This is a genomic window from Bacillus sp. TCT6 (assembly GCF_056033845.1).
Window position 1 is genome coordinate 1,166,433 of sequence record NZ_JBVYHX010000001.1, and the last position, 23,631, is coordinate 1,190,063.

Genomic DNA, 23,631 nt, shown 5'->3' on the forward strand with positions numbered 1-23,631 from the left:
TGAGAATAAACAAAAAAACGAGGTATTTATTTTACCTCGTTTTTTATTTGTTCTCGTAATAAACGGTTAACTGTTTCACGGCGTATGCCTATCAGTTGACCAATTTCAGTTTGTGTTAATATTTCATATATAGGAATGTCACCTAAATATAATGTGAACCATTCTTGTAAACGATGAAGACGTTCTTTCGGAGAGACAGTTGTCAATTGATCAATTCGTTGTTGCATCATTCTTAATTTAGATTGCAATTGCATAGCGATGTTGGCATATGATTCGGGATTTGCTTGAAGTCTCTCGTACCATTCACTACTAGTGATCGGTTCCACTTCTGTCTTTATTAAAGCGATAGCTGTACCGTGATATTCTTTCGGTGAAATTAAAGAATGATGAGGTATCGTTTCACCTGGAACGATAATGTTGAATAAAAATGGTGTTCCGTCTTCTTCTAGCCGAACTACTTTTAATAAGCCTGTTTTTATAAAGTATAAAGGACCGTCCTCGCCTTGACGGAATAGTACATCTCCTTTGTGTAGAATCAATGTTAGCCCCCCATTAATATGTTTCTATTTCTTCTATTTTAGCGTATATGTATATAGACAATATGCTATTTCAACAGCAATTTCATTGACGAAATGTATGCTATTACAGTAGTATACTATTTAGTGTGTAATAGTACTAGCAATGAATACGCTGTAGGGGGTTTAGTATATTGTTAGATGCGATAAGAATGACGGATATGAGAATTCCGGCGAATGCTATCATTCATGTAGAAGAGATGAAAGGTGGAGTCGTTTTATCCGTTGAAGTAGACGGCCAAATTATTTATACGATGGCTTATGATGAAGAAACAGATAGTTATGCTGAATTATATGATCGAAACGATAAGAGGGCGTGCCAAGTACATGAAGACTTTATGGGATGGTCACTTCTTCACTAAAAAAGATGTCAATATGACATCTTTTTTTATTAAATCGATAGAATATACAAAGAAATGAAATATAAGGATAAAATTTGTAATAATTGATTTTGCATTGTTAGCACTCTGTAACTGCAAGTGAACTATTTTTTCGCTATCATAAAGATAACAGTCGCAGTTATAGGAGTGGTCAACTTGAAGAAAGTACATATTTCAAATTATATGTTATTAAGTGCTTGTTTAATTTTATTTGTTCTCCTCGGAGGATTTTTATATTCATGTGTATAAGAAAAACGCATTCTAAAAAGAATACGTTATAAAAGGGAAATAATGATTAATCTAGTTCCAAGAATAATTAACGTAATACGTAATAAATTAATTACGGCGTTACCACTCAGTTTTGTATTAATGTAAGCCCCGATTTTTCCGCCGATCCATGCACCAGGAATAAGGATTAATGCATAAATCCAGCTGACATTTCCAAGTGAGATGTGAGTTGCAGAACTTACAATTGCTGATAGAAATACGATGAACATTGAAGTTGCTACTGCAATATGTGCTGGGAATGCAAAAAGAAGCATCATTGCTGGAACAAGTAAGGCACCGCCACCAATTCCAAATAACCCAGATATAAACCCAACTATAAAGGCGATAAAGATAGCAAGAAACGGTGGGAATTGGTAGTGTACAGCATTTCCATCATTATCTGTAAAAGAACGCTTAATTACAGACGTATTTGAGAGGGAAAGAGGTTTTAATTTGTCTCGAAGCATAAGTAGAATTGAGACGAATATAAGGAAAATCCCAAAGTATAAAGAAAATGTGTCTTGGTTTAAAAATTTATTTGCCCATGATCCGATAATACCACCAGGACCGCTTCCGATAAATAAAATAAGTCCACTTTTATAATCCACTCGCTTATGCTTCATGTAAGTAAGGGTAGAAGATAGTCCTGTGAAAACGACTGTTACCATAGAAGTCCCTACTGCAAGTTGTGGTGATAAACTGTGTAATCCAATTAATAACGGAACAATAATAATTCCGCCTCCAAGCCCAACTAGGCTGCCGACTGTCCCGGCGATTAGTCCGATGAAAAGTAACATGATGTATTCCAAAATTGCCAACTCCTCTAAATAACTTATCCACCAATTATTATACACGCTTTTTAATGAGAAATAGGCTTGTTCACAAAAAAGTCGTCTTCCTAGAAAAATAAGGAAGACGACTTTTGATTAGAAAACAAAATGTAATAGGTAGTAAAACAGAGCAGCTAAAGAAGCTGAAATAGGAAGTGTAATAACCCATGTAATTAACATACGTTTTGCAGTTCCCCATTTTACCCCCTTCACACGGTGAGAAGCACCAACCCCTAAAATAGAAGAAGAGATAACGTGCGTCGTACTAACCGGTAAGTGAATGAATGTTGCACCGAAAATAACAAGTGATGATGATAAATCGGCAGCTACACCATTTACAGGACGAATTTTCATAATTTGTCCACCGACAGTTTTAATAATTTTCCATCCACCGACAGAAGTACCAAGTCCCATTGCGATAGCACAAGATAATTGTACCCAGAACGGGATATCGCTAGAAGTATGATAGTTATTAGCCATAAGAGCCATCGTAATGATTCCCATTGCTTTTTGTGCATCATTCGTACCGTGTGTATAGGCTTGTAATGCTGCAGTGAAAATCTGGAATATACGGAAGTTTTTATTCGTTTTCGTTAAGTTAAAGTTTTTAAAGACCACTTTAAAAATACTGTAAACGATATAACCAATAACGAAAGCGATAATTGGTGAAATGATTAAAGCTTCAAGAATTTTAATGAATCCTTTAAGGTTTAATGAGCTAATACCAGCAGCAGCAATGGCTGCACCTGCGATGGAGCCAATAATTGCATGCGAAGAACTACTTGGGATACCGTAGTACCAAGTAATTAAGTTCCATGCTATCGCCGCAAGCAAAGCAGCTAAAATTACAAGAGAACCATTTTGTAAAGCAAATGGGTCAACGATATCTTTTGTAATCGTTTTTGCTACACCTGTAAATGTCATTGCACCTAAAAAGTTCATAATAGCTGCCATAATAATTGCATGTCTAGGCTTTAGAGCTTTCGTTGAAACAGCCGTTGCAATAGCGTTTGCTGTATCGTGAAATCCATTGATAAAGTCAAAAGCTAAAGCGCAAATGACTACTAAAACGGTCAGTATCAAGAGTGTATCCATGATCAAACTCCTTACGCGTTCTTCATAATAATTGTTTCTAATACGTTTGCAACGCTTTGACAGCTATCAGCTACTTCTTCAAGCTCTTCGTAAATCTCTTTAAATTGAATAATCTTAATCGGATCTTTTTCACGAGAGAATAAGTGCTTAATCGCATGACGACGAATATCATCGCATTGTGATTCGTAATCCTTAATCTTAATCGCGTTCGTACGAATGTCGACTAACTTCTTTTTAGAAAGTAGTTCAACAGAGTTTGCAATCTCAATCGCACATTGATTAATTGCTTCCACGAATTTAATCATGTATTCATCAGCTTCTGTAATAGAATACATTTCGAACAGACCAGCACTGTGATCTAATCCGTCTAATACATCATCCATACTCATTGCAAGTTGTAGGATGTCCTCACGTTCAATTGGAGTAATAAACGCTTTGTTTAGCTCCATAATGATTTCGTGAATAAATGAGTCACCTTTTGACTCATACTCTTTCATGCGCATAGAAAACTCTTTTAAATCGCTAGCATTTTTAATTTTATACTCCACGAAAAACTGCGCGCCTTCTTTTAAATTTTCGGAAACATTCATTAACATTTCAGAAAATTTATCTTTTTTTGATTTAAAGACCATTATTGTTACCCCCACAAAAGTAATATATGTAAAATATATTGGCTAATCAATTCTAACAAAAAACTGTCGTTTTTTAAAACATTTTATCGAAAAGTTTACAAAAACTTAACATAACTCTCGTTGTTCTATTAATAATATTAATATCCAATAGTGAATATCTTACTTGTAGAATGTCCTTTTCTTGCAAAAAGTATGAATGTAAAAGAAAAGCTTTACACTATAGGAATGACTACGTTATTATAGTAAATTTAAAAGGCGGTATATTCTTCCTTTTAAAAAGAAGAGTGTAAATAAATGAAGGAAGTGAACGAATGAAATTGAAGAACACTCATTTTAAAAAAATGCTTGAGTGGTTCAATAAGAGGAAGAAACTTCGTAATTCATTAATTGTATTGGGAAGTGTACTCATTACTCTATTTATTGCTATAAATATAATAATATCCATTCAAGACATATCTGAATTAAAACAAGCTGTTCCACAACCGACTTTAATTTATGATGCAAATAATGAGGTCGCAACTAAATTAGCTTCTTCGAAAACAGAAGGTGTTAAAAGAAAAGATATTCCTGATATTATGGTTCAGGCAATTGTTGCAGTAGAAGATAAGGGGTTTTTTAACCATCATGGTATTTATTATAGTGGAATTATAAGTGCAGTTTTTAAAAATATTACAGCAGGAGAAGTTGTAGCAGGGGGAAGTACAATTACACAACAGCTTGCAAAGAATGTATTTTTGACACAAGATCGTACATTTTCTCGTAAAATAAAGGAATACTTTTTAACCAAAAAAATAGAACGTACTTATACAAAAGATGAAATTATTGAAATGTATATGAATCAAATTTATTTTGGGGAAGGTGCTTGGGGAATAAAGAGGGCAGCTAAATCTTATTTTGATAAAGAGGTAAAAGATTTATCAATTTCAGAAGCTGCAACGATTGCAGGTTTAATTAAAGCGCCGTCTGCGTATTCTCCTTATAAAAACTTTAATAAATCAATTGAACGACGTAATGTCGTATTAAGTTTAATGAAGGAACAAGGATATATTTCTGAAGAGCAATACAATAAAGAAAAAGAGTCAGGCCTTGTATTAAAACGTGGGGTTGATGATAAATACAAAGGTAAATACTCCCAATATGTAGACTATATAGTTAGAGAAGCGATGGATAAGTATGAATTAACACAAAATGAAATTTTAGCAGGTGGTTATCGTATTTATACAGAGCTTGATCCGAAAAAACAACAAGCTGTAGAAGATGTTGTGAATAATGATAGTTATTTCAAAGATAGTGGCTCAGATCAACTTATGCAAACGGGTGTAGTCCTTATAAATCCAAAAACAGGCGGTGTTCCAGCTTTAGTTGGAGGTAGAGGACCATATCAGTTTTTACAATTTAATCATGCTACGCAATTAAAAAGACAGCCAGGTTCAACATTAAAGCCTCTAGCTGTATATGTACCCGCTTTAGAACAAGGGTATGAAGTATACGATATATTAAAAGATGAACCATTTCATATTAAAGAATATGAACCGAAAAATAGTGATCAGGCCTTTCATGGTAATGTGACAATGTATGAAGCGGTAGCAAAGTCGTATAATGTTTCCGCTGTGTGGCTATTAGAACAAATAGGATTAGATAAAGGATTGAAATCTTTAGAGCGATTTGGTATTCCGTTAGTACCAGAAGACCGTACGTATCCAATTGCTTTAGGTGGGATGCATGTAGGGACATCACCATTTGTAATGGCCCAAGCATATAGTACATTTGCTAATGATGGGGTTCAAGTAGAGGCTCATGCAATTAGAGAAGTTCAAAATGCTGAAGGGGAAATAATAGGGAAATGGTATAAGAAAGAGACACGAGTGACGAGTGAGAAAATTGCTCAAAAGATGACGTATTTATTAAAAGGTGTTGTAGAAAAGGGAACAGGTGGAAAAGCGAAAGTTACTAATGTTGATACAGCAGGGAAGACAGGGACTACTCAACTTGTAAATGGCCCGAGCGTAGGGGCAAAGGACTCGTGGTTTGTAGGATACACACCAGATTTAGTAGGTGCAGTTTGGGTAGGATATGACAAAACAGATAGCGAGCATTATGTTCCAGGTGGTAGTCAAATTACAACGACGATGTTCCGGGATATCATGAAAAAAGCAAATGCAAACCCAGCCCAAAAAGCGTTCCAATTGTCGTTAATATCTGAGGCGGACTATAAAAAACAATTGCAAACAATTGAAGAAGAAAAGCGAAGAAAAGAAGAAGAAAAGAAAAGGCAAGAAGAAGAACAAAAAAGGAAAAAAGAACAGCAAGAGTGGTTTAATAAAGTAAAAGAGTGGATTCCATCGTTATGGTAAAAGAAAGAGGCGAATTTCGTTATTCGCCTCTTTCTCATGTGAAAAATGAAGTGAGCTCATAATTAGTGGGGTAAATGCTACTATTCATTAAGAGTAATGTTGGTACTGCCAAAGGATTGAGAATCGTATGTGATGATTATTGTTCCTTTACTAATCGGTTCGTATGGTAATTCTTCTTCATAACTACCATTATTTTCATTATGGATAGTCAGCGTGATTTCATCAATTCCTTTATTTGTATACTGATCTTTAATCGTTTCAGTAATTTGAAGTAGAGTTTCGTAACTAGAAGCTTTCGTAATAAGCATTCCTTTTATAACTTTTTTTTCATTATTTGTGGAATTGGAATAAAGGATGTTGTTTTGTTTCGTATACAAAAGTGTGTATGGAACTGTTTTTCTCTCTGCTTTTGAAATAGTAGAATATTTTAGAGTTAAAAAAAACCCTACACATAAAATAATGCATATCATAAGAGCAATCCAAATGCGTATCGGTGACATAACTCTCATTTTTCATCCCTCTTTCATATCTTTGACTTCATTATTTATCATACAAAATGAGGATTAAGATAGAGTAAATTTGAGGTAAAGAAACGTAAAGAAGGAGCACTTATCCTCCCAAATAAGTGCTCCTTTTTATTAAAAGAGAGATTTAATAGACAATCAAAATCACACCTATTACTTATAAATGTGTTTAGTCCTCCCAAAATATTATCGGAAATTGTGGTTAGTAAATTCGGAGTACAGATAGTGTCGCAGTTGTATCGCCCGTGTTAGGAATAGAAATAGTATTTGCTGTAGGTTGTACAGAAATCGTTGTACCAGCTTGTAAAGTAACAATTGTAGAGAAAGAAACAGCACTACCGATAACATTAGTTGAAAAATTACGAGTAGGTGGTTGGCCATTGAATGAAATACCGAATCCAAACGGTGAAGAGCCTGGGAAAGTTGTAGATGCCGAGAAACTAATATCATATACGCCTGTAAAGTATGTGTAGTGTCATTAAAGTTAATATTATTTATTTCAAAAACTTGATTTAATTGAATATTAATTCCAGTTGATATTGTTTGAGCATTGGAGTTTCCTATTGCAGCTATAGTTACCCGAATCGGAGTACCCGCTGGTCCAGTAGCGCCTCCACCTAGGAACCAGATCCATATTGAACTAAGACAGCTTGAATAGCTTGGCCGAGAGCTTGAAGAAGTCTAACAAATTATTTAAGTTCGGACTTAGAGATGTTGATATAACTACAAGCTCTTACTTCGCAACAATCATTACCATAAAATACTTTCCCTTTATTTTTGTTGTTTATCTTTGCATTCCTTTCTTTCATAGAATAATAGTCGTTACTATATATTATAATGAAATTTAAATTAAATTCGTGATGGACAAACTACTATTTCTCAAAAAATAAGAAGTTTACCTACCTAACACGAACAATAAAGAAGTAGAGAAAAATCTATATGTTTTAAAAAACTCCCTTTAATTGTTAGAGTGTGCTTAACAATTAAAGGGAGTTAATAGAACAGCATTCTCATTTTATAAGTTAATTGCTTCACGATTTACTTTAGGTAAAATCGGAATAGAAATAGTGAAGGTTGTACCGTCTGGATCACTAGTCATTTTGAGCGTACCGTTATGATTTTGGATGATTTTTTTTGTTACTGATAAGCCTAGTCCTGTCCCCGAATCCTTCGTTGAGAAGAATGGATCAAAGATATATTCTTGAATAGCTAGAGGAATACCAATTCCATTGTCTGTGAAAGTAATCCGAACGAAGTTATCTAGGCGATAACTAGTGATTTGAATAGAAAGAGGCTTTTCGCCTTGAGCATCGACGGCATTTTGAAATAGGTTTAAAAATACTTGAACAAGTTCATGTCGATCAATATTGACTAAAATATCATCTAATTCATTAGAAAAGTTATAATCAATTGAAATGTTATGCAAGAAGACTTCACTAGCTAGTAACTGTTGAATATAGTCGCATAAAAATGTATTAATAGGAAACGGTTCTCTTGTAAATTCACGTGTTTTTGAAATGGCTAAAAATTTTGTAATAATACTATTTGCACGATCTAATTCAGGGATAAGTAAGCTTTTAAATAACTCTTTATTTGATGGAGAAACACTTTCTTGTAAAAATTGTAAGTATCCTCGTACTGTCGTAAGAGGGTTTCGTACCTCGTGTGCAATTCCGGCTGCGATTCGTCCTGCTAACGAAAACTTCTCTGCATCACGCTCTGTGTTTAAATAATGAAAGACACTAATAACCCTAAAAATCTCCCCGTTATAATCGCGAATAATTCGGTTGTTTATAATGCCATAGTTTTTGTCTAAAACTTCTTCATTATATATTTCTGTTCCCGTTCTTAATGTTTCAATCGCTTTAATTTTTTCTTCCGGCAAGCTTAGTAATTGTTGAATCGGTTTTCCGATAATATCATTTCGTATTACACCGAAATCATCTGCGGCAACTTGATTACATAAAGTAATATTCCCTTTACTATCGACAAAGGTTACATGATGTGAAAAGGCATCAAAAATATGTACAAAGTGTTTTTCAAGTTGTTCAAATAAGAATAATGAATCACAAGTAAGTTGAAAATGAGCCTCTTTATTCTCTTTTGGTATTTCTTGAATGGAATGAGTTGCTCTAGTTTTCTTTATTTGTAAACCAATATGTGGATTTTTGTATGTGAAATGATGTGGTAATTGATTTACAAGTTCTTCATAAAAACGCACTTTATTTTCTAGTTCTTCAATTCGTTTTTCATGAGATACAGTAGCATCGTTTGGAAGCATAAATAAATAACCCCTCATTTTAAAAATTCTTCCATATAGTATATCATATTTTAATAAGGATACTCTTAAAGAAAGGGCCACTTAATGAAATTGATTAGCAAAAGTGTTTGGGGAGTGAATAGAAGATAAAGTTAAAAAGGGAGGAATATATGTGCTGTTCATTGGAGTGACAGGATGGGGAGATCATGATTCTTTATACGTAGATTCCTATGAAAATAGAAATAAATTACGAACATATAGTGAGTATTTTCCTATTGTGGAAGTGGATAGTTCATTTTACGCGATGCAACCTGCACGAAATTATATAAAATGGGCAATGGAAACGCCGAAAGATTTTTCTTTTGTCGTAAAAGCGTATCAAGGAATGACAGGACATATGAAAGGGGAATTTCCTTTTTCTACGTTTGATGAGATGTTTGATGTGTATAAGCAGTCCATTCTTCCTTTAATAGAAGCTAATAAATTAAAAACAATTTTATTTCAATATCCACCATGGTTTGATTGCAAAAAGAAAAATGTAGATTTTCTTCGATATACGAAAGAAAAAATGGAAGGTTTACCATGTGCAATAGAATTTCGAAATCAAACATGGTTTTATCCAGAAATGAGAGATAAGACGTTACAGTTTCTAGAACAGGAGAAATGGGTTCATACAATTTGTGATGAACCACAGGCTGGGATAGGTTCTGTGCCACTCGTATTAGAGGTTACGAATTCAAACATGGCATTAATACGTTTTCACGGTCGAAATGTTCATGGTTGGCTTGATAAAGGGGAAAATTGGAGAGCGGTTCGTTGTTTATATCGCTACAACAATAAAGAACTGGAAGAATGGGTGGAACGACTAGAGCAATTAAAAAAGAAAACAAAGGATATATACGTACTGTTTAACAACAATTCAGGTGGGGATGCAGCAGATAATGCGAAACAGCTTATGAAAATGATGAACATTACATATGGTGAGCCGAAGCCGGAGCAATTAAATTTTTTTGAATGATAATAAACAAGAAAGGCACTGTACAAACAGGGGGAATGTACAGTGCCTTTCTATATGAAAAAGAGGGGTAACAATGTTACTGAGCGTTTGGTTGATTCATCAATTGTTGGCTTCATAATAAATGATAATGGTTATCATTATCATTGTCAATGGTTTTTCTAAAAATATATAAAAAACTTTGTATATTTTAAATAGAGATAAAAAAAGAACAGCATTAATGCTGTTCTTTTCCGTTGATGAATTGTTGTAAATCAAAAGGAGTTATCGCCTGGATAAATTCTTTTGAGATAAGTGTTTGCACGAGAGTGCTCTCAGAGATAGAAGCACCTGTTTTCTTTTCGTAAGCTTGTTTTAATAAATCAAGTTTTTCAGCCGTTTCTTTTGGTAATTCAATTGTAAGTGTGTTCATAATTTCTCCCCCTTATTATTAGAGTACCACTACAGTATAGGAGAGACAAGAAAAGAGAATATGAAATATAAAAAAGGTTACCAAATTTTCAAATGGTAACCTTTTTTATGTATAAGAGTTATTAAGCAATACCGATATACTTTAAAGTTTTTGATGGAGTACTGTGATCAAAGAAGTGTTGTAAAAATGCAATATCAACACCTGATTTGTATGCACAATAACCCCAAGTTTTTCGAAGTGTATGTGAGCTAATCCCTTCTAATCCAACTTCTTTTGCAGCTTTGTTTAAAATGTACCATGCATGTTGTCTCGTAATAGATTTTGTTCCTTTTTGAGATTTTAACAATGGTTCATTACGTTTCCAAGTTTTACGTTCTTTCATGTAGTCTTCGATTGCGTGCTGTAAGTCTTCATTTACAGCAAACCATTTATGTTTCTTCACTTTTTCATTGTAAAATAAAATGGAATGGCGAACATTTTCATTTTCATCGATTACATCACTAACTTTTAATTGTAAGATTTCACTTACTTTTAAGCCAGAATTTACAGCTAATACGAATAATAAGCCATCACGTTTCGAAGATTGTAAAAGTATATTTTTGATAGTTTCTAATTGTTTTTCATTTTGAATAGGTTGTCCTGCTTGTTTCATTTCACGCACTCTCCTCTTTTATATGTGTAAAGGAAAGGATTAACTTGTTTCTTACTATAAAGGGAGAGTGTGAATTTCATGTGAACTCCTAGTGAAATTAAGACAAATTATTTGACTTCTTTTACTTTTTGTAAATTGAAATAGAATACAACACTGTTAGTCGTATTATACACACCGTACTCGGCATGATGGAGGTCTAAAATGTTTTTTACAATAGATAATCCGAGACCGGTACCTCCGGTGTGACGGCTACGTGATGCATCTAGGCGATAGAAGCGATCCCAAATTTTTTCAAGACTTTCTTCAGGGATAGGGTTTCCTGTATTTTCGATTTCGATTTTTACGGTATCTTCTGCTTCTATAATGGAGACTTGTATTTTTTCTCCATCCGGCGTATAGCGGATGGCATTACTTAGTAAGTTCACAACTACTTGCTCAATACGGCTACGATTTGCTTTAACAAGTATAGAAGGGTCTGCATCGACGTTCACTTGTAGATGCTTTTCTTCCATGCTAAATAATAATTTTGTATAGACTTGTTGCGTTAATTCACCAATTGAGAACGTCGTCATATCTAGTTTGTAAGTACCAGATTCTAACTTTGCTAATTCTAACATTTCAACAATCAGCCTGTTCATATTTTCTGTTTCTTCTAAAATAACATCAGTATAATACGAAGTATCCTTACTAACACCATCTTTAATACCTTCTGCAAAACTTCTAATTACACTCAGTGGTGTTTTTAATTCGTGTGATACGCCAGAAATGAATTCTTTTCTTGTTTTCTCTAATTGACGTTCACGTTCAATGTCTTGTTGTAACTTTGTATTGGCAACATTTAATCGATCGATTCGATCTTTTAAATTTACAGATAATGTATTGATACTGCCGGAAAGCCCACCAATTTCATCGTCGGCTGTAACAGGTAATTTCTCGCTGAAATCAAAATTAGCCATTTTTTTTGTAACACGATTCATTTTAATTAATGGCTTAACAATGATTTTTGAGTAGTAGAAGGATAACAAAATAATAACGAGAAACACGATGATTAAGGCATAAACATAATAGTCTTTTAAAACTAGCATCGCTTCATTAACGGGTTGTAAAGACGCTATCGCAAAAGCATATTCTGTAATCTTTCCGTTTTCTATAATCGGCTTTACAAAGATACTATTTTTTATATTTTCGCCGCCATCTAATATGAAAGTGTTTAATTGGTTCGAGTTAGAAGTGCCATCTCTAATAATATCTGCAAAATATTGAACGGCTTGTAATGTTTCAATATCATTTGCAAGACGAACCTCAGCTTTTGATGGGAGCTGTAACTTAGTTATAACACCTGTAAAGACGATACGAGTTGTAGATTTGTATCGGCTTGCAAGTCTATTCTTAGAAGGATTACCATTAATTGACTGAAAATCCGAATAGAAATGTTCGTTTTGCCATTGATTATAATTCGTTCCTAATTTTTGTGGTGTAATAATATTATTCTCTTGTACGACTCCATCAACATTAATTATTACATCTTTTTTTAAACCTAAATTTTCGAATTTATTATATTCTTCTGGTGTTAAAAGGTTATTGAGTGGAATGGAATACTGTTTATTATTGTTGGGATTAAATACATCGATATAGTAATTGTTATCACTTTTAATAATACCGTTAGAATCCAAAAACTGCATATCGGCATTTGTTTTATCATGAAATTCTTGTTTTAGTTTTCTAACTTTCTCATAACTTTTATCACTTTTGTCATAATTATCTACGAATTTTTCAAAAGCAGTTTGAACTGTTTTTACTTTTTTATTAATATAAAATTTCTCTAAAAATAGAGATTGTCCTAGGAAAAAAAGTAGGAATATTATTGTAAATAAAGTTGATGTTAATAAAAATAGTTTAAAGACGATACTTCTGTTTTTCACTGCGTCACCTCTTATGAGAAATACTGTAAATGATTTCTTTATCCCGCTCGGGCAATAAGACTTCCACTTCAAAATTCGGCGAATACAAGGGAGTTAGTAGGTGGGAGATCAACTGTCCGTAAAAGCCTGATTGGTTCAACTAATAATCAGTGGGGGATGGAAAAAAACCACTGATTAAAGTTTCACTTTATTATAACAAACGTTACAATAAAGTAGAGGGGAGAAATCTGTCTCTTTATAAAATAGTTATTTATAAAAAGTCACATAAAAAGAACTCGCCAGACGTATGACAAGTTCTTTAGTGTATTATTGTTGAATTGCTGCATCTAAAGCGATTTCAATCATTTCGTTAAATGTAGTTTGACGCTCTTCAGATGTTGTTTCTTCGCCAGTGAAGATGTGATCGCTAACTGTTAATACAGATAATGCATTTACGCCGTATTTCGCTGCTAATGTATAAAGAGCAGTTGTTTCCATTTCTACTGCTAATACACCGTAATCTCCAAGTTTTTTAACCATGTCCATGCTTTCGCGATAAAACACATCTGCTGTTAAGACGTTACCGACACGAACGTGTAATCCTTTTTCAGTTCCAGCATCGTAAGCTTTCTTTAAAAGATCAAAGTTTGCAGCTGGTGCGAAATCAAATCCTGGGAATGTTAAACGGTTCATATTAGAATCAGTACAAGCCGTCATTGCGATAATAACATCACGAACTTTTACATCTTTTTGAATTGCACCGCAAGTGCCAACGCGAATTAAATTTTTAACTCCGTAGCTTTGGATTAATTCGTTTACATAAATAGAAATAGAAGGAACACCCATACCTGTACCTTGAACAGATACACGTTTTCCTTTATAAGTTCCAGTAAAACCTAACATACCACGTACGTTATTATAGCAAGTAACATCCTCTAGAAATGTTTCAGCGATATATTTTGCACGTAATGGATCACCTGGTAATAGAATAGATTCAGCGATTTCGCCTTGTTTTGCTTCGATATGTACACTCATGAAAAGTCCTCCTTATAATGTATTGATAGAAATCAATATCATTTGCATTATACACTACGAATCCTTTCAATTAAAATCTTTTTATTATTTGTAATATGTGCAAAATAGGAGGATTTCATAAATCATAATCTAGAATATATAGCTTAAGAAGTTTTATGTGAACAGAGACAATAAAAATGGTAGGTGATGTTTTGAAAAATCTTGTCATTGGGCTTATTGCGTTAGTACTTATTGTGGCAGGAGGATTTTACATAAAAAAATATCAAGAAAACGAAGAGACTGTAGGAGATGTTCAGGAAGTAAAGTGGGATGTGTCAAATGGAAAGGGAAATGAGAAAGTAGATATTGTATTTCAGTTGTTAAACAAAAAGAATAATGAAATTCGTGGTGTAAATGATCAAATACGGGCAGTGATTGTAGATGGACAGTTAAAACACATACAACAAATTAAACCTACATTTGCAGGGAACGGGTCATATAAGTTATCTTCCAAAATAGCGAAAGATGAAGAATATACGATATTTTTATACGAAGATAAAAATAAGTCCGTAGAGTCATTCGCTAGGAAAGATTTTGGTAGAACGAAAGAGGAGAACAATAAGAAAAAAGTGAAATTTCCAATCGACAGTGTACTTACAAAAAAAATAGGGGAGTATGAAGTTTCTCTTTTATTTGGCGCATTACATCCGAATGAACCAGTTACGTTAACATTTCAGTTTCAAGCGAAAAAGGGTGAAAAATTGAAATTACATTCAGAGAGAGGAGAAGTAGAGTCACTCTATATCGTGGATGAAACGAAGGAGAACTTTTTATACGCTATGCCTGTGGATACGGATGAACAATTACAATACCGTATTACATTTCCTGCCGAGGGTACGTATAAAATGTGGGGGAATTTCTATATAAATGGTAAGAAATATGAAAAAGAATTTATTGTACAAGTTCAAAAAAGAAAAAACAGCTAAGAATTTAGCTGTTTTTTCTTTTTCCTATTAATTTTGTTACAGAGAGCATTGTAATTGGTAAAGAATGATTCTTCCTAAATGCTAAATATTTACCGCTCCATGCTGGTTTATATTTTTCTTTAAAATGTCGTAATCCGCTGAAACTATACGTATAACGAACGTTATTAAAGATTGCAGCAGCCACTCGTTCAGACCAGAAAGACTGTGTGGATAAACCAACATTTGAAAGTGGTGCCATACCAATATTAAAGGAGTGGTATTCATTTTCTTTTGCCCATTGGAATAAGTGGATGAAAATTGCGTCCATAATGCCGCTAGGCGCATCTGGATAATATCGCATTAAATCGACAGATAATGATCCGTTTTGATATACGGGCATGAATGTTGTGAATGCAATAATTTTTCCATCCGCATCAGATAATGTTGCAATGGGAGCGCGACTAATATATTCACGATCGAAGTATCCGAGTGAAAAACCTTTCTCTTTTTTTCCACCAAGCCATGCATCTGAAACTTTTCTTAACTCTTCATATAATTCGTCTGAGAAAGGTGGCTCATGAATAGAGAATGTATAGCCTTCTCTTTCAAAACGGTTGAAAGTAGCTCGCATGCCAGCGCGTTTCTTTCCTGTTATTGTAAATGTATTTAAATCAACAACAGCTTCTTCACCGAGCTTAAAGAAGTTATAACCAAAATCGTGATATAAACTCATCCATTTACTTTCAATTTGGTAGAATACACAAATGTATCCAAATCGATCAGCCTCAGCTAAAAACTCTTGCAATACAGTACGATAGGAGGAAGGGTCCCCGATTGGATCACCTAGTACAATAAGTCGTTTTCCAGTTATTGAGAAGAGAATGAGTGCTTTTCCATCACTACTGAAAAAGAACTGTTTATCTCCTAAAAAACCTAAATGACTAAGTACATTTCCACCATGTTCATCTAAGAAGTTTTGTAATCTTTTATCATTAGCTGGTTGCCCGGGAAATTCATTTCGATAACGATTTGCAATGAGTGAACCAATTAGTAAAAAAGTAGGAACAAAAAAGGCAGCTGCTAATGCACTTCGTTTCACTTGTGTAATATTACGAACGACAAAATCAGGTTGGAAAGCTTCTTTTGCACTTGCAAATAAAATACCTAAGTTTTTATATAAATATAACGTTACAAGTAGGAATATAAAAACTTTTACGATATCGGATAGTGAGATTTCCATTTTCTCACGTACAAACCTTTTACGAAGCATATACAATACAGCGAGTACGATTAATAAAATAAAAGTTTCTTCAACATCAATTCCTTTTAGTGTATTAAAAATAGCCGCTCCAATTAAAGAAACAATCGTCATATAATAAGAACGTTTTGTTCCGTAATATATCCCTCGTGAAAGAATGAGGAGGAGAATACCGAATGTTAGCGATAAGCTAAAAGAAAATTGAATAAGATGTTTTGGAGCTAGAATATGTAAGGCGTGTGCCCGATTTATACTTGTCGGTAGAATAGTTGATAAAATAACCATTAAGCCAGCAAATACTGTTAAAGCAGCAGATGCCCAAGAACCTAACTTTCCTAGAAAGTCACGCTGCAAAGTCCATATAACACCAGTTGTCTCTAATGCAGGCGCAATAAAGGGTTTATCTTCAAACTTTTTAATGGCTACTCCTGTCATTTCAAAAGCTGCAAAAATGAGACCAAGGCAGAATGGTAAGATGTAATAGACGAGACGATATAATAACATAGCAGGAAGCAAAACACCTGTATCGATGCCGTATTGCCCAAGCCCAGTTAAGAAGACAAGATCAAATGATCCAAGACCACCAGGAACAAGACTAACGACACCAGCTAAAGCAGCAATGACATATACGCCTAAAAACTTTTGGAATTCGATTTCAATGCCAAATAATAGTAATATGACGTACATAACAATACCAGCAGATACCCATTCGACTAATGAAACTAATGAGTATAAAACAGTTGGGTTTTTCTCCTCTTCTTCTTGTCCCTCTGTTTGCATCGCTTTTCTATTTTTTAATTTAGAAAATCCGATATATATAGGGACGAAAAGAGCAAAGAAGATAAGAACAGGCCATAGCCATGGTTTTTCATGCAAAATAAATCTCGTGTCTAATATTCCGATAAGACCAAGAAATGAAAGAATGGCTAATCCATTAATAAAGGCAGTTGTCATCCAAGCGATACTTTTAATAAGTTTTCCATTTTCTTTTATGTATGGACGATAAAGCATTGTGCGTACGCCGGCTCCAACTAGACCACCAAACCCGATAAATCCATTTAAAGTATTAGCAATCCACGAGATACGGAAAATCTTTTGGACAGGGATATCAGCTTTTAAGTAACGAAGCATAACATAGTCATAAAAGAACATTGTTGATACAGCGAATGCACCAAGTGTAATTGCTAAAAAGACTCCTCCAGTTGGAATGTTTTTAATTGTATCAATCGCTTCTAAAAAAGAAATGCCCGCTAATTCTTTTTTTGCTTGAAAGAATACAATTGTTAATACAACAAATGGGAAGATAATTTTCCCGATTTGTAAGAAACGTTTCCATGAAAACGACATAAATACAACTCTCCTTGTATAAGAAAACTGAGACAATAATATTATTATGACAAACTTCAAGAAAAATAAAAAGGTAAATTCCTGTATAGGGGAGCTATTTTTTATATAGGTATATTTAAAAGAATATTTTGTTTATCAGAAAATTAAGTTAGAATAAGATGAAAGAAGGTGGAGGGGAGTATATGATTATAAAAGGTTATGTAGGATATGAGTTAGAAAAGGCGAAACCTAATACATCAGAAGATTTTTTTAACAGATCTGAAGTGACATATATATTAAATGATAAAGAGAAAACTTTTTCGGTTTTATACGTTCGATATTTTGAAGAAGTTTTACAAGAAATTACTCCTTTTGAAGGAAATCCAGTGTATAAAGTAGAAGAACAAAACATATATTTGCGCGATATTGTAGCGATATGTTGTTTAGTGAAGGATAGGGAACTTCGTGCGCAAAAACGTTTGTATTTAAATAATCTGGAAGAATTTCAACAATATTTTGATGAGGGAACGGTGTCGAAAGTACAAGAAATATTGGCTGAATTACATAAAAATAAAAGAGTAGAAATAGCGTGAAATGGCAAAGGAGAGAGAAAAAATGTCTAATTTGATGGTTGAAAATCAAACAGAACAAGTTTCTATATTTTTAGAAGATGCTATTAATTTGATAACCAATTATGTAAATTATCATACGTTGCCTTCTTTATTAGAGGAAACACCAGCAGGGAATGAGCAATATTATAAAGGGTTATTAGCATCAATGAGACGACTTCTCGTTTTTTGCGAAGAAGGACATGATGCATGTTTTGTTTTGTTGAATAGTCAGCCATTTCGAAAAACAGCAGCTGAAAAAATTTTATATAAGATTTACCATCAAGTAATTGCAGAGTTTTTTTCACCAAAGAGTGATTATTGGTATGAAAATAGTCGGTCTGCATATACAGGAAAAAATTCTATCGTTTTTCAACAAACACCACCTGCATCTTTGGGGCAAGTGATGAAGAGTTTAGAAGGTAAATTTCAATTGATACGTGAAGAACTAGAATATTATGAGACGGATTATCAGACAAAGATGTTACACAAATATTGATTGCGGAAAAGAAGCTAAGGTGACTTAGCTTCTTTTCCTTTTGTACAGTTATATAAGGGATTTTCATTGAATATAGTTAAGTGGATAGCATTAGGGAGGTGCAACATGAATCAGCAAGGTGTATTTACAGATTACTTTCATGAAGTAGAAAATTGGTGTGAAAGTGTTCTTCACGTATTAGATAGCCGCGCAATGGAAGTGTATGATGTCCATATGCTTGCTTATAAAATTCAGGCGTTGTTAGAGCGTATGAAAGAGCATGAGTATGAAACAGATGCAGAGTTTATGTATGAAATAAGTGATGATGTAGAACATATTCAGCATCACTTGCAGGAAGTATTTATGCAAGAAGAAGAGGAATATGAATTATATGAAAGAGGGGATAGCGAACGAGCTGTTCCAATTGGAGGACATACACTCCCGCCATTACCTTATCCGTATAATGCGTTAGAACCTTATATTTCTAAAGAAATTATGATGTTACACCATGATAAACATCATCGGAGTTACGTGGAAGGGTTAAATAAAGCAGAGAAGATGATGGAAGAAGCGAGAAAAACAAATCAATTTGATTTAATTAAGCATTGGGAAAGAGAAGCGGCTTTTCATGGGTCAGGTCATTACTTACACACGATATTTTGGAATAACATGAAAAAAGACGGTGGTGGGAGTCCAAGAGGTGCTTTTTCACAACAAATCGAACAAGATTTTGGGAGCTTTTTACGTTTCCAAAAACATTTTACAGAAGCGGCCTCTAAAGTAGAAGGTTCAGGCTGGGCAATTCTCGTTTGGGTGCCCCGGTCTGGAAGGTTAGAAATTTTGCAAAGTACACTTCATCAATTATTTACACAATGGGATACGATACCACTCCTTGTACTAGATGTCTGGGAACATGCGTATTATTTACAATACCAAAATCGAAAAGATGAATATATTAAAAACTGGTGGAATGTTGTAAATTGGCCTGATGTAGAAAAAAGGTTTGAAACTGCGAAACAAATTGAATGGACACCATATTAGACGCAAATTCTCTGCGTCTTTTTTAATGGAAGCAGAAGGAAGATTTCGTTCATATTTTAAAAGGCCAAGCATACACTTGTACAAAAAGTGCCAAAAGGACGTGGGGGGAAATATGAGACGAATTTGTGTAATCATTACGCTTCTTATTATGTACGCAAGCGTTATGCCGATTCCTACATATGCAAAGATGAACAGCAATGTCAGTGCTCGAAATGCTGTATTAATGGAGCAACAGTCTGGTCGTGTATTATACGGAAAAGCAGAACATGAACCTCAAAAAATTGCTAGTATAACAAAAATTATGACTGCCTTGTTAGCTGCTGAATCAGGGAAGATGAAAGAAATGGTGTCAGTTAGCAATGAAGCGGTGAGGGTGGAAGGATCAGCAATCTATTTAAAGCCTGGACAAAAAGTGAAGTTAGAAGATTTAGTATACGGACTCATGCTTAGATCTGGTAATGACGCAGCGCAAGTAATTGCTGAAAGTGTGGGTGGGAGTATAGATGGATTCGTATATTTAATGAATGAAAAGGCGAAAGAAATTGGAATGAAAGATACTCACTTCTCAAACCCTCATGGTTTAGATGGAGATGGATCACATTATTCGTCGGCTTACGATATGGCGTTATTAACGAAGTATGCAATGGGAAACGAGTCATTTAAAAAAATCTTTGGAACAAAAACGTATAAATCCGATTCTTGGGATTACCCGTGGAAAAATAAACATAAGTTGGTAACGTCTTATTATGAATTTGCAACAGGAGGAAAAACAGGCTTTACGAAGAAAGCAGGAAGAACGCTTGTTACAACGGCATCAAAAGATGGACTAGATTTAATTGTCGTAACTTTGAGTGCTTCTAGTGATTGGGATGATCATATGAATCTATTTGATAAAGGATTTGAACGTTTCAAGCAAACGAAAGTTTTAGGACAAGGAGCAATTGCTGAAATAAATGAAAAGAAGTATGCCAACCATGTTTATACGAAAAATAGTTTTTCCGTGCCGTTAACTGAAGAGGAAAGAAAGAACGTATTATTAAAAGTTGAACTGGATAAAAGTATAACGCTTGAGGATGGAGTAAAGGTTGGAAAGACAGATGTTTATGTTGGCAATGAGAAAGTTGGAGAACGGAATTTATTTTATAGTAAACGGAAGTTAGTAGCTACAACGGGACTTTACTGGAATAATGTGAAAGAAATTTTTTCTTACATGATAGGTGTTGGGAACAATGGTTAATCTCGTATGGGTAGCGATGGCTGTCATTGGGATTGTATACGCCATGATAAATGGAACGATGGAAGAAGTGAATAAGGCTGTATTTGACGGAGCAAAAGATGCAGTAACGATTTGTATAGGACTTATTAGTGTTTTAGTATTTTGGCTTGGTTTAATGAAAATTGCAGAGGAAGCCGGATTGTTAAAAAAATTAGTTTCACTTTTTATGCCGATAGTAAAAAGGTTGTTTCCAGAAATACCAAAGGATCATCCGTCCATGGGATTTATTCTATCAAATATGATGGCAAACTTTTTTGGTCTAGGTAATGCAGCAACCCCTCTTGGTATTAAAGCGATGGAACAACTAAAAGAGTTAAATGGAGGAAAGGATTCGGCGAGCCGTTCTATGGTGACGTTTCTAGCATTAAATACATCAGCTATTACATTAATTCCTACGACAGTCATTTCAATTCGAATGACATATGAATCAGCCAATCCTACTGAAATTGTTGGGGTAACATTTATTGCACAAGTACTTTCTATGATTGGAGCAATTTGGATTGACCGCTATTTTTACCGAAGAAGGAGTAGAAAGGGGCGGAAAAAATGAGTATTGTAAATACAATTTCCTTATGGGTAATCCCTTGTGTAATTGGTTTTATCCTTTTATATGGCACGATAAAGAAAGTGCCGACGTATGAATCGTTCGTTGAGGGAGGAAAAGAAGGGATTCAAATTGCAATTTCCATTTTACCGTTTATGGTTGGAATGCTTGTGTCTATTTCTATATTCCGATCGTCAGGTGCGCTAGATGCAATGATATCAGTAATGAAGCCAATGCTAGATTTAATTCACGTTCCAGCAGAAATCGTTCCATTAGCACTAATACGTCCTATTTCAGGTTCTGCTGGTCTAAGTATTACGACTGATTTAATTGCTACATATGGGCCAGACTCATTCATTGGGAGATTAGCTTCTACGATGCAAGGGAGTACAGATACGACTTTTTATATTTTAACAGTATACTTCGGAGCTGTTGGTATTAGAAAAATGGGAGATGCATTAAAAGTAGGTCTTTTTGCAGATTTAATCGGAATTATTTGCTCGATTGTCTTTGTTTCCCTATTGTTTCAGTAAAGCTATTCATTTTTTATGCTATTTCGCGTATAATACGTATACGACCACTATTAAGGTGTAGCTTAATAGTGGTTTTTTTATGCAGTATTTTTGACAAAATGATGAACTTTTATTGTGAGAAATATGAAAAATATGGACAATAATAAAGGATAAAAACATGATTTGACCTTTATATGTTTAATATCATCGCTATGTTGTTTAAGGGAGATGGAGCGAATAACCGTAAAGCGTATGCGGTTGCCAAGTCTTTCTAATGTAAGGTAAGATAAATTCGAGGTGAAAAAAAGAAATGGAACGATTACAAAAAGTGATTGCGCAAGCAGGTATTGCATCGAGAAGAAAGGCTGAGGAATTAATTCAGCAAGGAAAAGTGAAAGTTAACGGAAAAATAGTGAAAGAGTTAGGAACAAAAGTAACTCCTCAAGATAAAGTAGAAGTAAATAACATCCCTCTTGAAAAAGAAGAACCTGTTTATTTTTTACTATATAAACCAACTGGTGTAATTTCAAGTGTATCAGATGATAAAGGTAGAAGTGTTGTAACAGACTTTTTCCCTGAAATTACACAACGTTTATTCCCAATCGGACGTCTAGATTATGATACGTCAGGAGTATTATTAATGACAAACGACGGGGACTTCGCAAATATATTAATGCATCCTAAATATAAAGTTGAAAAAACGTATGTTGCAAAAATAAAAGGCCCATTAACAGGTGAGAAAATTCGCATGTTAGAACGCGGTGTTGCATTAGAAGATGGTAAAACAGCACCAGCACATGTGAAAATTATTTCTTGGGACAAGCGTAAAGAGATGGCTATTGTACAATTAACAATTCATGAAGGACGTAATCGTCAAGTGCGTCGTATGTTTGAAGCGTTAGACTGTAAAGTAGTGAAATTAAAACGTGAACGTTATGCTTTCTTAGAAGTAGGAAGCCTGCGACCTGGTGATGCGAGAGAATTGACACCACATGAGGTGAAACAATTACGCGCGCTTGCTTCTACAAAGCCAAGATAAGCTATAGAGTTAAAAATTCACCAGTGGAGTGCTCTGCTGGTGATTTATTCAATACAACATTTACAGAAGATAATACATAACATTTACCGAGGAGAGGAGAGGTAATATGAAGAAAAATCGCTTATTATTTCGCGTTATTATTCTACTCATTTTATGTGGTGCTGTAGGATTTACCCTTTATCAAGGATTGTTTGCTAATAAAGAGAAAATGCAAATCGGAAAAGAAGCACCTAACTTTGTTGTGACAGATTTAGAAGGGAAGAAAATTGAACTAAAAGATTTAAAGGGAAAAGGTGTATTTTTAAACTTTTGGGGTACGTGGTGTAAACCTTGTGAAAAAGAAATGCCTTATATGAATGAATTATATCCAAAGTATAAAGAAAAAGGCGTTGAAATCATAGCGTTAGATGCAGATGAAACGGATATTGCAGTAAAGAACTTTGTGAACCAATATGGTTTGAAATTCCCAGTTGCTATTGATAAAGGACAAAAGATTATAGGAACATATGGAGTAGGTCCATTACCGACAAGCTTTTTGATTGATAAAGATGGAAAAGTAGTGGAGCAAATTATAGGTGAACAAACGAAAGAACAGTTAGAAGGGTATTTAAAGAAAATTACTCCGTAATAAAGAAAGCCTTTACATAAGAGGTGCGTGTCTATAGTGCCTCTG

General features: G+C 34.2%; 23 protein-coding genes and 1 pseudogene. 12 read left to right on the top strand and 12 right to left on the bottom strand.

What is annotated here, in order from left to right:
• Positions 1-26: 26 nt before the first annotated feature.
• Positions 27-539, bottom strand: coding sequence for a Crp/Fnr family transcriptional regulator (locus tag AC0ONG_RS05940; protein WP_000600585.1), 513 nt, complete (start codon positions 537-539; stop codon positions 27-29).
• A 170-nt stretch (positions 540-709) separates the two neighbouring features.
• Here AC0ONG_RS05940 and AC0ONG_RS05945 point away from each other — a divergent pair, with 170 nt between their 5' ends.
• Positions 710-937, top strand: coding sequence for a hypothetical protein (locus tag AC0ONG_RS05945; RefSeq protein ID WP_000882911.1), 228 nt, complete (start codon positions 710-712; stop codon positions 935-937).
• A 293-nt stretch (positions 938-1,230) separates the two neighbouring features.
• Here the strand turns inward: AC0ONG_RS05945 and AC0ONG_RS05950 are convergent, their stop codons facing one another.
• The 3 genes from AC0ONG_RS05950 to AC0ONG_RS05960 all read right to left on the bottom strand — a co-directional run bounded on the left by AC0ONG_RS05950 (position 1,231) and on the right by AC0ONG_RS05960 (position 3,779).
• Complete coding sequence (locus AC0ONG_RS05950; RefSeq protein WP_000455760.1) at positions 1,231-2,031, bottom strand: sulfite exporter TauE/SafE family protein; 801 nt, start codon at positions 2,029-2,031, stop codon at positions 1,231-1,233.
• A 117-nt stretch (positions 2,032-2,148) separates the two neighbouring features.
• Positions 2,149-3,147, bottom strand: a complete 999-nt coding sequence (locus AC0ONG_RS05955) for an inorganic phosphate transporter (protein WP_000380276.1) — start codon at positions 3,145-3,147, stop codon at positions 2,149-2,151.
• Positions 3,148-3,158: 11 nt separating this feature from the next.
• Positions 3,159-3,779 carry a DUF47 domain-containing protein gene (locus AC0ONG_RS05960; RefSeq protein WP_000231445.1) on the bottom strand — a complete coding sequence of 207 codons (621 nt, stop codon included), beginning with the start codon at positions 3,777-3,779 and terminating at the stop codon, positions 3,159-3,161.
• 311 nt (positions 3,780-4,090) lie between these two features.
• On the opposite strand from AC0ONG_RS05960, the gene AC0ONG_RS05965 reads away from it, so the two are divergent.
• The gene (locus tag AC0ONG_RS05965) at positions 4,091-6,133 is read left to right on the top strand and encodes a transglycosylase domain-containing protein (protein WP_000769249.1); all 2,043 of its coding nucleotides are present in this window, start codon (positions 4,091-4,093) and stop codon (positions 6,131-6,133) included.
• Between the two features lie 80 nt (positions 6,134-6,213).
• On the opposite strand, the gene AC0ONG_RS05970 is transcribed toward AC0ONG_RS05965, so the two are convergent.
• The 3 genes and pseudogenes from AC0ONG_RS05970 to AC0ONG_RS05980 all read right to left on the bottom strand — a co-directional run bounded on the left by AC0ONG_RS05970 (position 6,214) and on the right by AC0ONG_RS05980 (position 8,938).
• On the bottom strand, positions 6,214-6,642 hold the full coding sequence (locus AC0ONG_RS05970) for a hypothetical protein (RefSeq protein ID WP_001265587.1): 429 nt from the start codon (positions 6,640-6,642) through the stop codon (positions 6,214-6,216).
• Between the two features lie 217 nt (positions 6,643-6,859).
• Positions 6,860-7,466: pseudogene (locus tag AC0ONG_RS05975) on the bottom strand (Gly-Xaa-Xaa repeat protein).
• 206 nt (positions 7,467-7,672) lie between these two features.
• Entirely contained in the window at positions 7,673-8,938 is a 1,266-nt protein-coding gene (locus AC0ONG_RS05980) for an ATP-binding protein (protein ID WP_000937233.1), read from the bottom strand.
• A 151-nt stretch (positions 8,939-9,089) separates the two neighbouring features.
• Between AC0ONG_RS05980 and AC0ONG_RS05985 the strand changes: the two genes are divergently transcribed.
• Entirely contained in the window at positions 9,090-9,935 is an 846-nt protein-coding gene (locus AC0ONG_RS05985; protein ID WP_000897362.1) for a DUF72 domain-containing protein, read from the top strand.
• A gap of 214 nt (positions 9,936-10,149) precedes the next feature.
• Here AC0ONG_RS05985 and AC0ONG_RS05990 read toward each other — a convergent pair whose 3' ends face one another.
• From AC0ONG_RS05990 to deoD, 4 genes are all read right to left on the bottom strand, one after another.
• Complete coding sequence (locus tag AC0ONG_RS05990) at positions 10,150-10,344, bottom strand: DUF3924 domain-containing protein (protein WP_001094856.1); 195 nt, start codon at positions 10,342-10,344, stop codon at positions 10,150-10,152.
• A 121-nt stretch (positions 10,345-10,465) separates the two neighbouring features.
• Positions 10,466-10,996, bottom strand: a complete 531-nt coding sequence (locus AC0ONG_RS05995) for a tyrosine-type recombinase/integrase (protein ID WP_000806236.1) — start codon at positions 10,994-10,996, stop codon at positions 10,466-10,468.
• Between the two features lie 107 nt (positions 10,997-11,103).
• Entirely contained in the window at positions 11,104-12,918 is a 1,815-nt protein-coding gene (locus tag AC0ONG_RS06000; RefSeq protein ID WP_000797506.1) for a sensor histidine kinase, read from the bottom strand.
• A 306-nt stretch (positions 12,919-13,224) separates the two neighbouring features.
• On the bottom strand, positions 13,225-13,932 hold the full coding sequence (gene deoD / locus AC0ONG_RS06005; protein ID WP_000110707.1) for a purine-nucleoside phosphorylase: 708 nt from the start codon (positions 13,930-13,932) through the stop codon (positions 13,225-13,227).
• 176 nt (positions 13,933-14,108) lie between these two features.
• Here deoD and AC0ONG_RS06010 point away from each other — a divergent pair, with 176 nt between their 5' ends.
• Entirely contained in the window at positions 14,109-14,897 is a 789-nt protein-coding gene (locus AC0ONG_RS06010; protein WP_000232602.1) for a hypothetical protein, read from the top strand.
• 4 nt (positions 14,898-14,901) lie between these two features.
• Here AC0ONG_RS06010 and mprF read toward each other — a convergent pair whose 3' ends face one another.
• The gene (gene mprF / locus AC0ONG_RS06015; RefSeq protein WP_016098002.1) at positions 14,902-17,481 is read right to left on the bottom strand and encodes a bifunctional lysylphosphatidylglycerol flippase/synthetase MprF; all 2,580 of its coding nucleotides are present in this window, start codon (positions 17,479-17,481) and stop codon (positions 14,902-14,904) included.
• A gap of 182 nt (positions 17,482-17,663) precedes the next feature.
• Here mprF and AC0ONG_RS06020 point away from each other — a divergent pair, with 182 nt between their 5' ends.
• From AC0ONG_RS06020 to resA, 8 genes are all read left to right on the top strand, one after another.
• The gene (locus AC0ONG_RS06020) at positions 17,664-18,053 is read left to right on the top strand and encodes a hypothetical protein (protein WP_000584359.1); all 390 of its coding nucleotides are present in this window, start codon (positions 17,664-17,666) and stop codon (positions 18,051-18,053) included.
• A gap of 22 nt (positions 18,054-18,075) precedes the next feature.
• Positions 18,076-18,567: a YpuI family protein gene (locus tag AC0ONG_RS06025; RefSeq protein ID WP_000067554.1), complete on the top strand. Its 492-nt coding sequence runs from the start codon at positions 18,076-18,078 to the stop codon at positions 18,565-18,567.
• Positions 18,568-18,672: 105 nt separating this feature from the next.
• Positions 18,673-19,587: a superoxide dismutase gene (locus AC0ONG_RS06030; RefSeq protein ID WP_001075736.1), complete on the top strand. Its 915-nt coding sequence runs from the start codon at positions 18,673-18,675 to the stop codon at positions 19,585-19,587.
• Between the two features lie 112 nt (positions 19,588-19,699).
• Positions 19,700-20,824, top strand: a complete 1,125-nt coding sequence (locus AC0ONG_RS06035; protein ID WP_001252627.1) for a D-alanyl-D-alanine carboxypeptidase family protein — start codon at positions 19,700-19,702, stop codon at positions 20,822-20,824.
• Complete coding sequence (spmA, locus tag AC0ONG_RS06040; protein ID WP_000247810.1) at positions 20,817-21,413, top strand: spore maturation protein SpmA; 597 nt, start codon at positions 20,817-20,819, stop codon at positions 21,411-21,413. Before AC0ONG_RS06035 ends, spmA begins: the two co-directional genes overlap by 8 nt.
• Positions 21,410-21,940, top strand: coding sequence for a spore maturation protein SpmB (spmB, locus tag AC0ONG_RS06045; protein ID WP_000029514.1), 531 nt, complete (start codon positions 21,410-21,412; stop codon positions 21,938-21,940). Before spmA ends, spmB begins: the two co-directional genes overlap by 4 nt.
• 289 nt (positions 21,941-22,229) lie before the next feature.
• A complete protein-coding gene (gene rluB / locus AC0ONG_RS06050; protein WP_000440553.1) occupies positions 22,230-22,958 on the top strand; it encodes a 23S rRNA pseudouridine(2605) synthase RluB in 729 nt (242 codons plus the stop codon).
• A gap of 106 nt (positions 22,959-23,064) precedes the next feature.
• Positions 23,065-23,586 carry a thiol-disulfide oxidoreductase ResA gene (gene resA / locus AC0ONG_RS06055; protein ID WP_000742196.1) on the top strand — a complete coding sequence of 174 codons (522 nt, stop codon included), beginning with the start codon at positions 23,065-23,067 and terminating at the stop codon, positions 23,584-23,586.
• Positions 23,587-23,631: the final 45 nt, after the last annotated feature.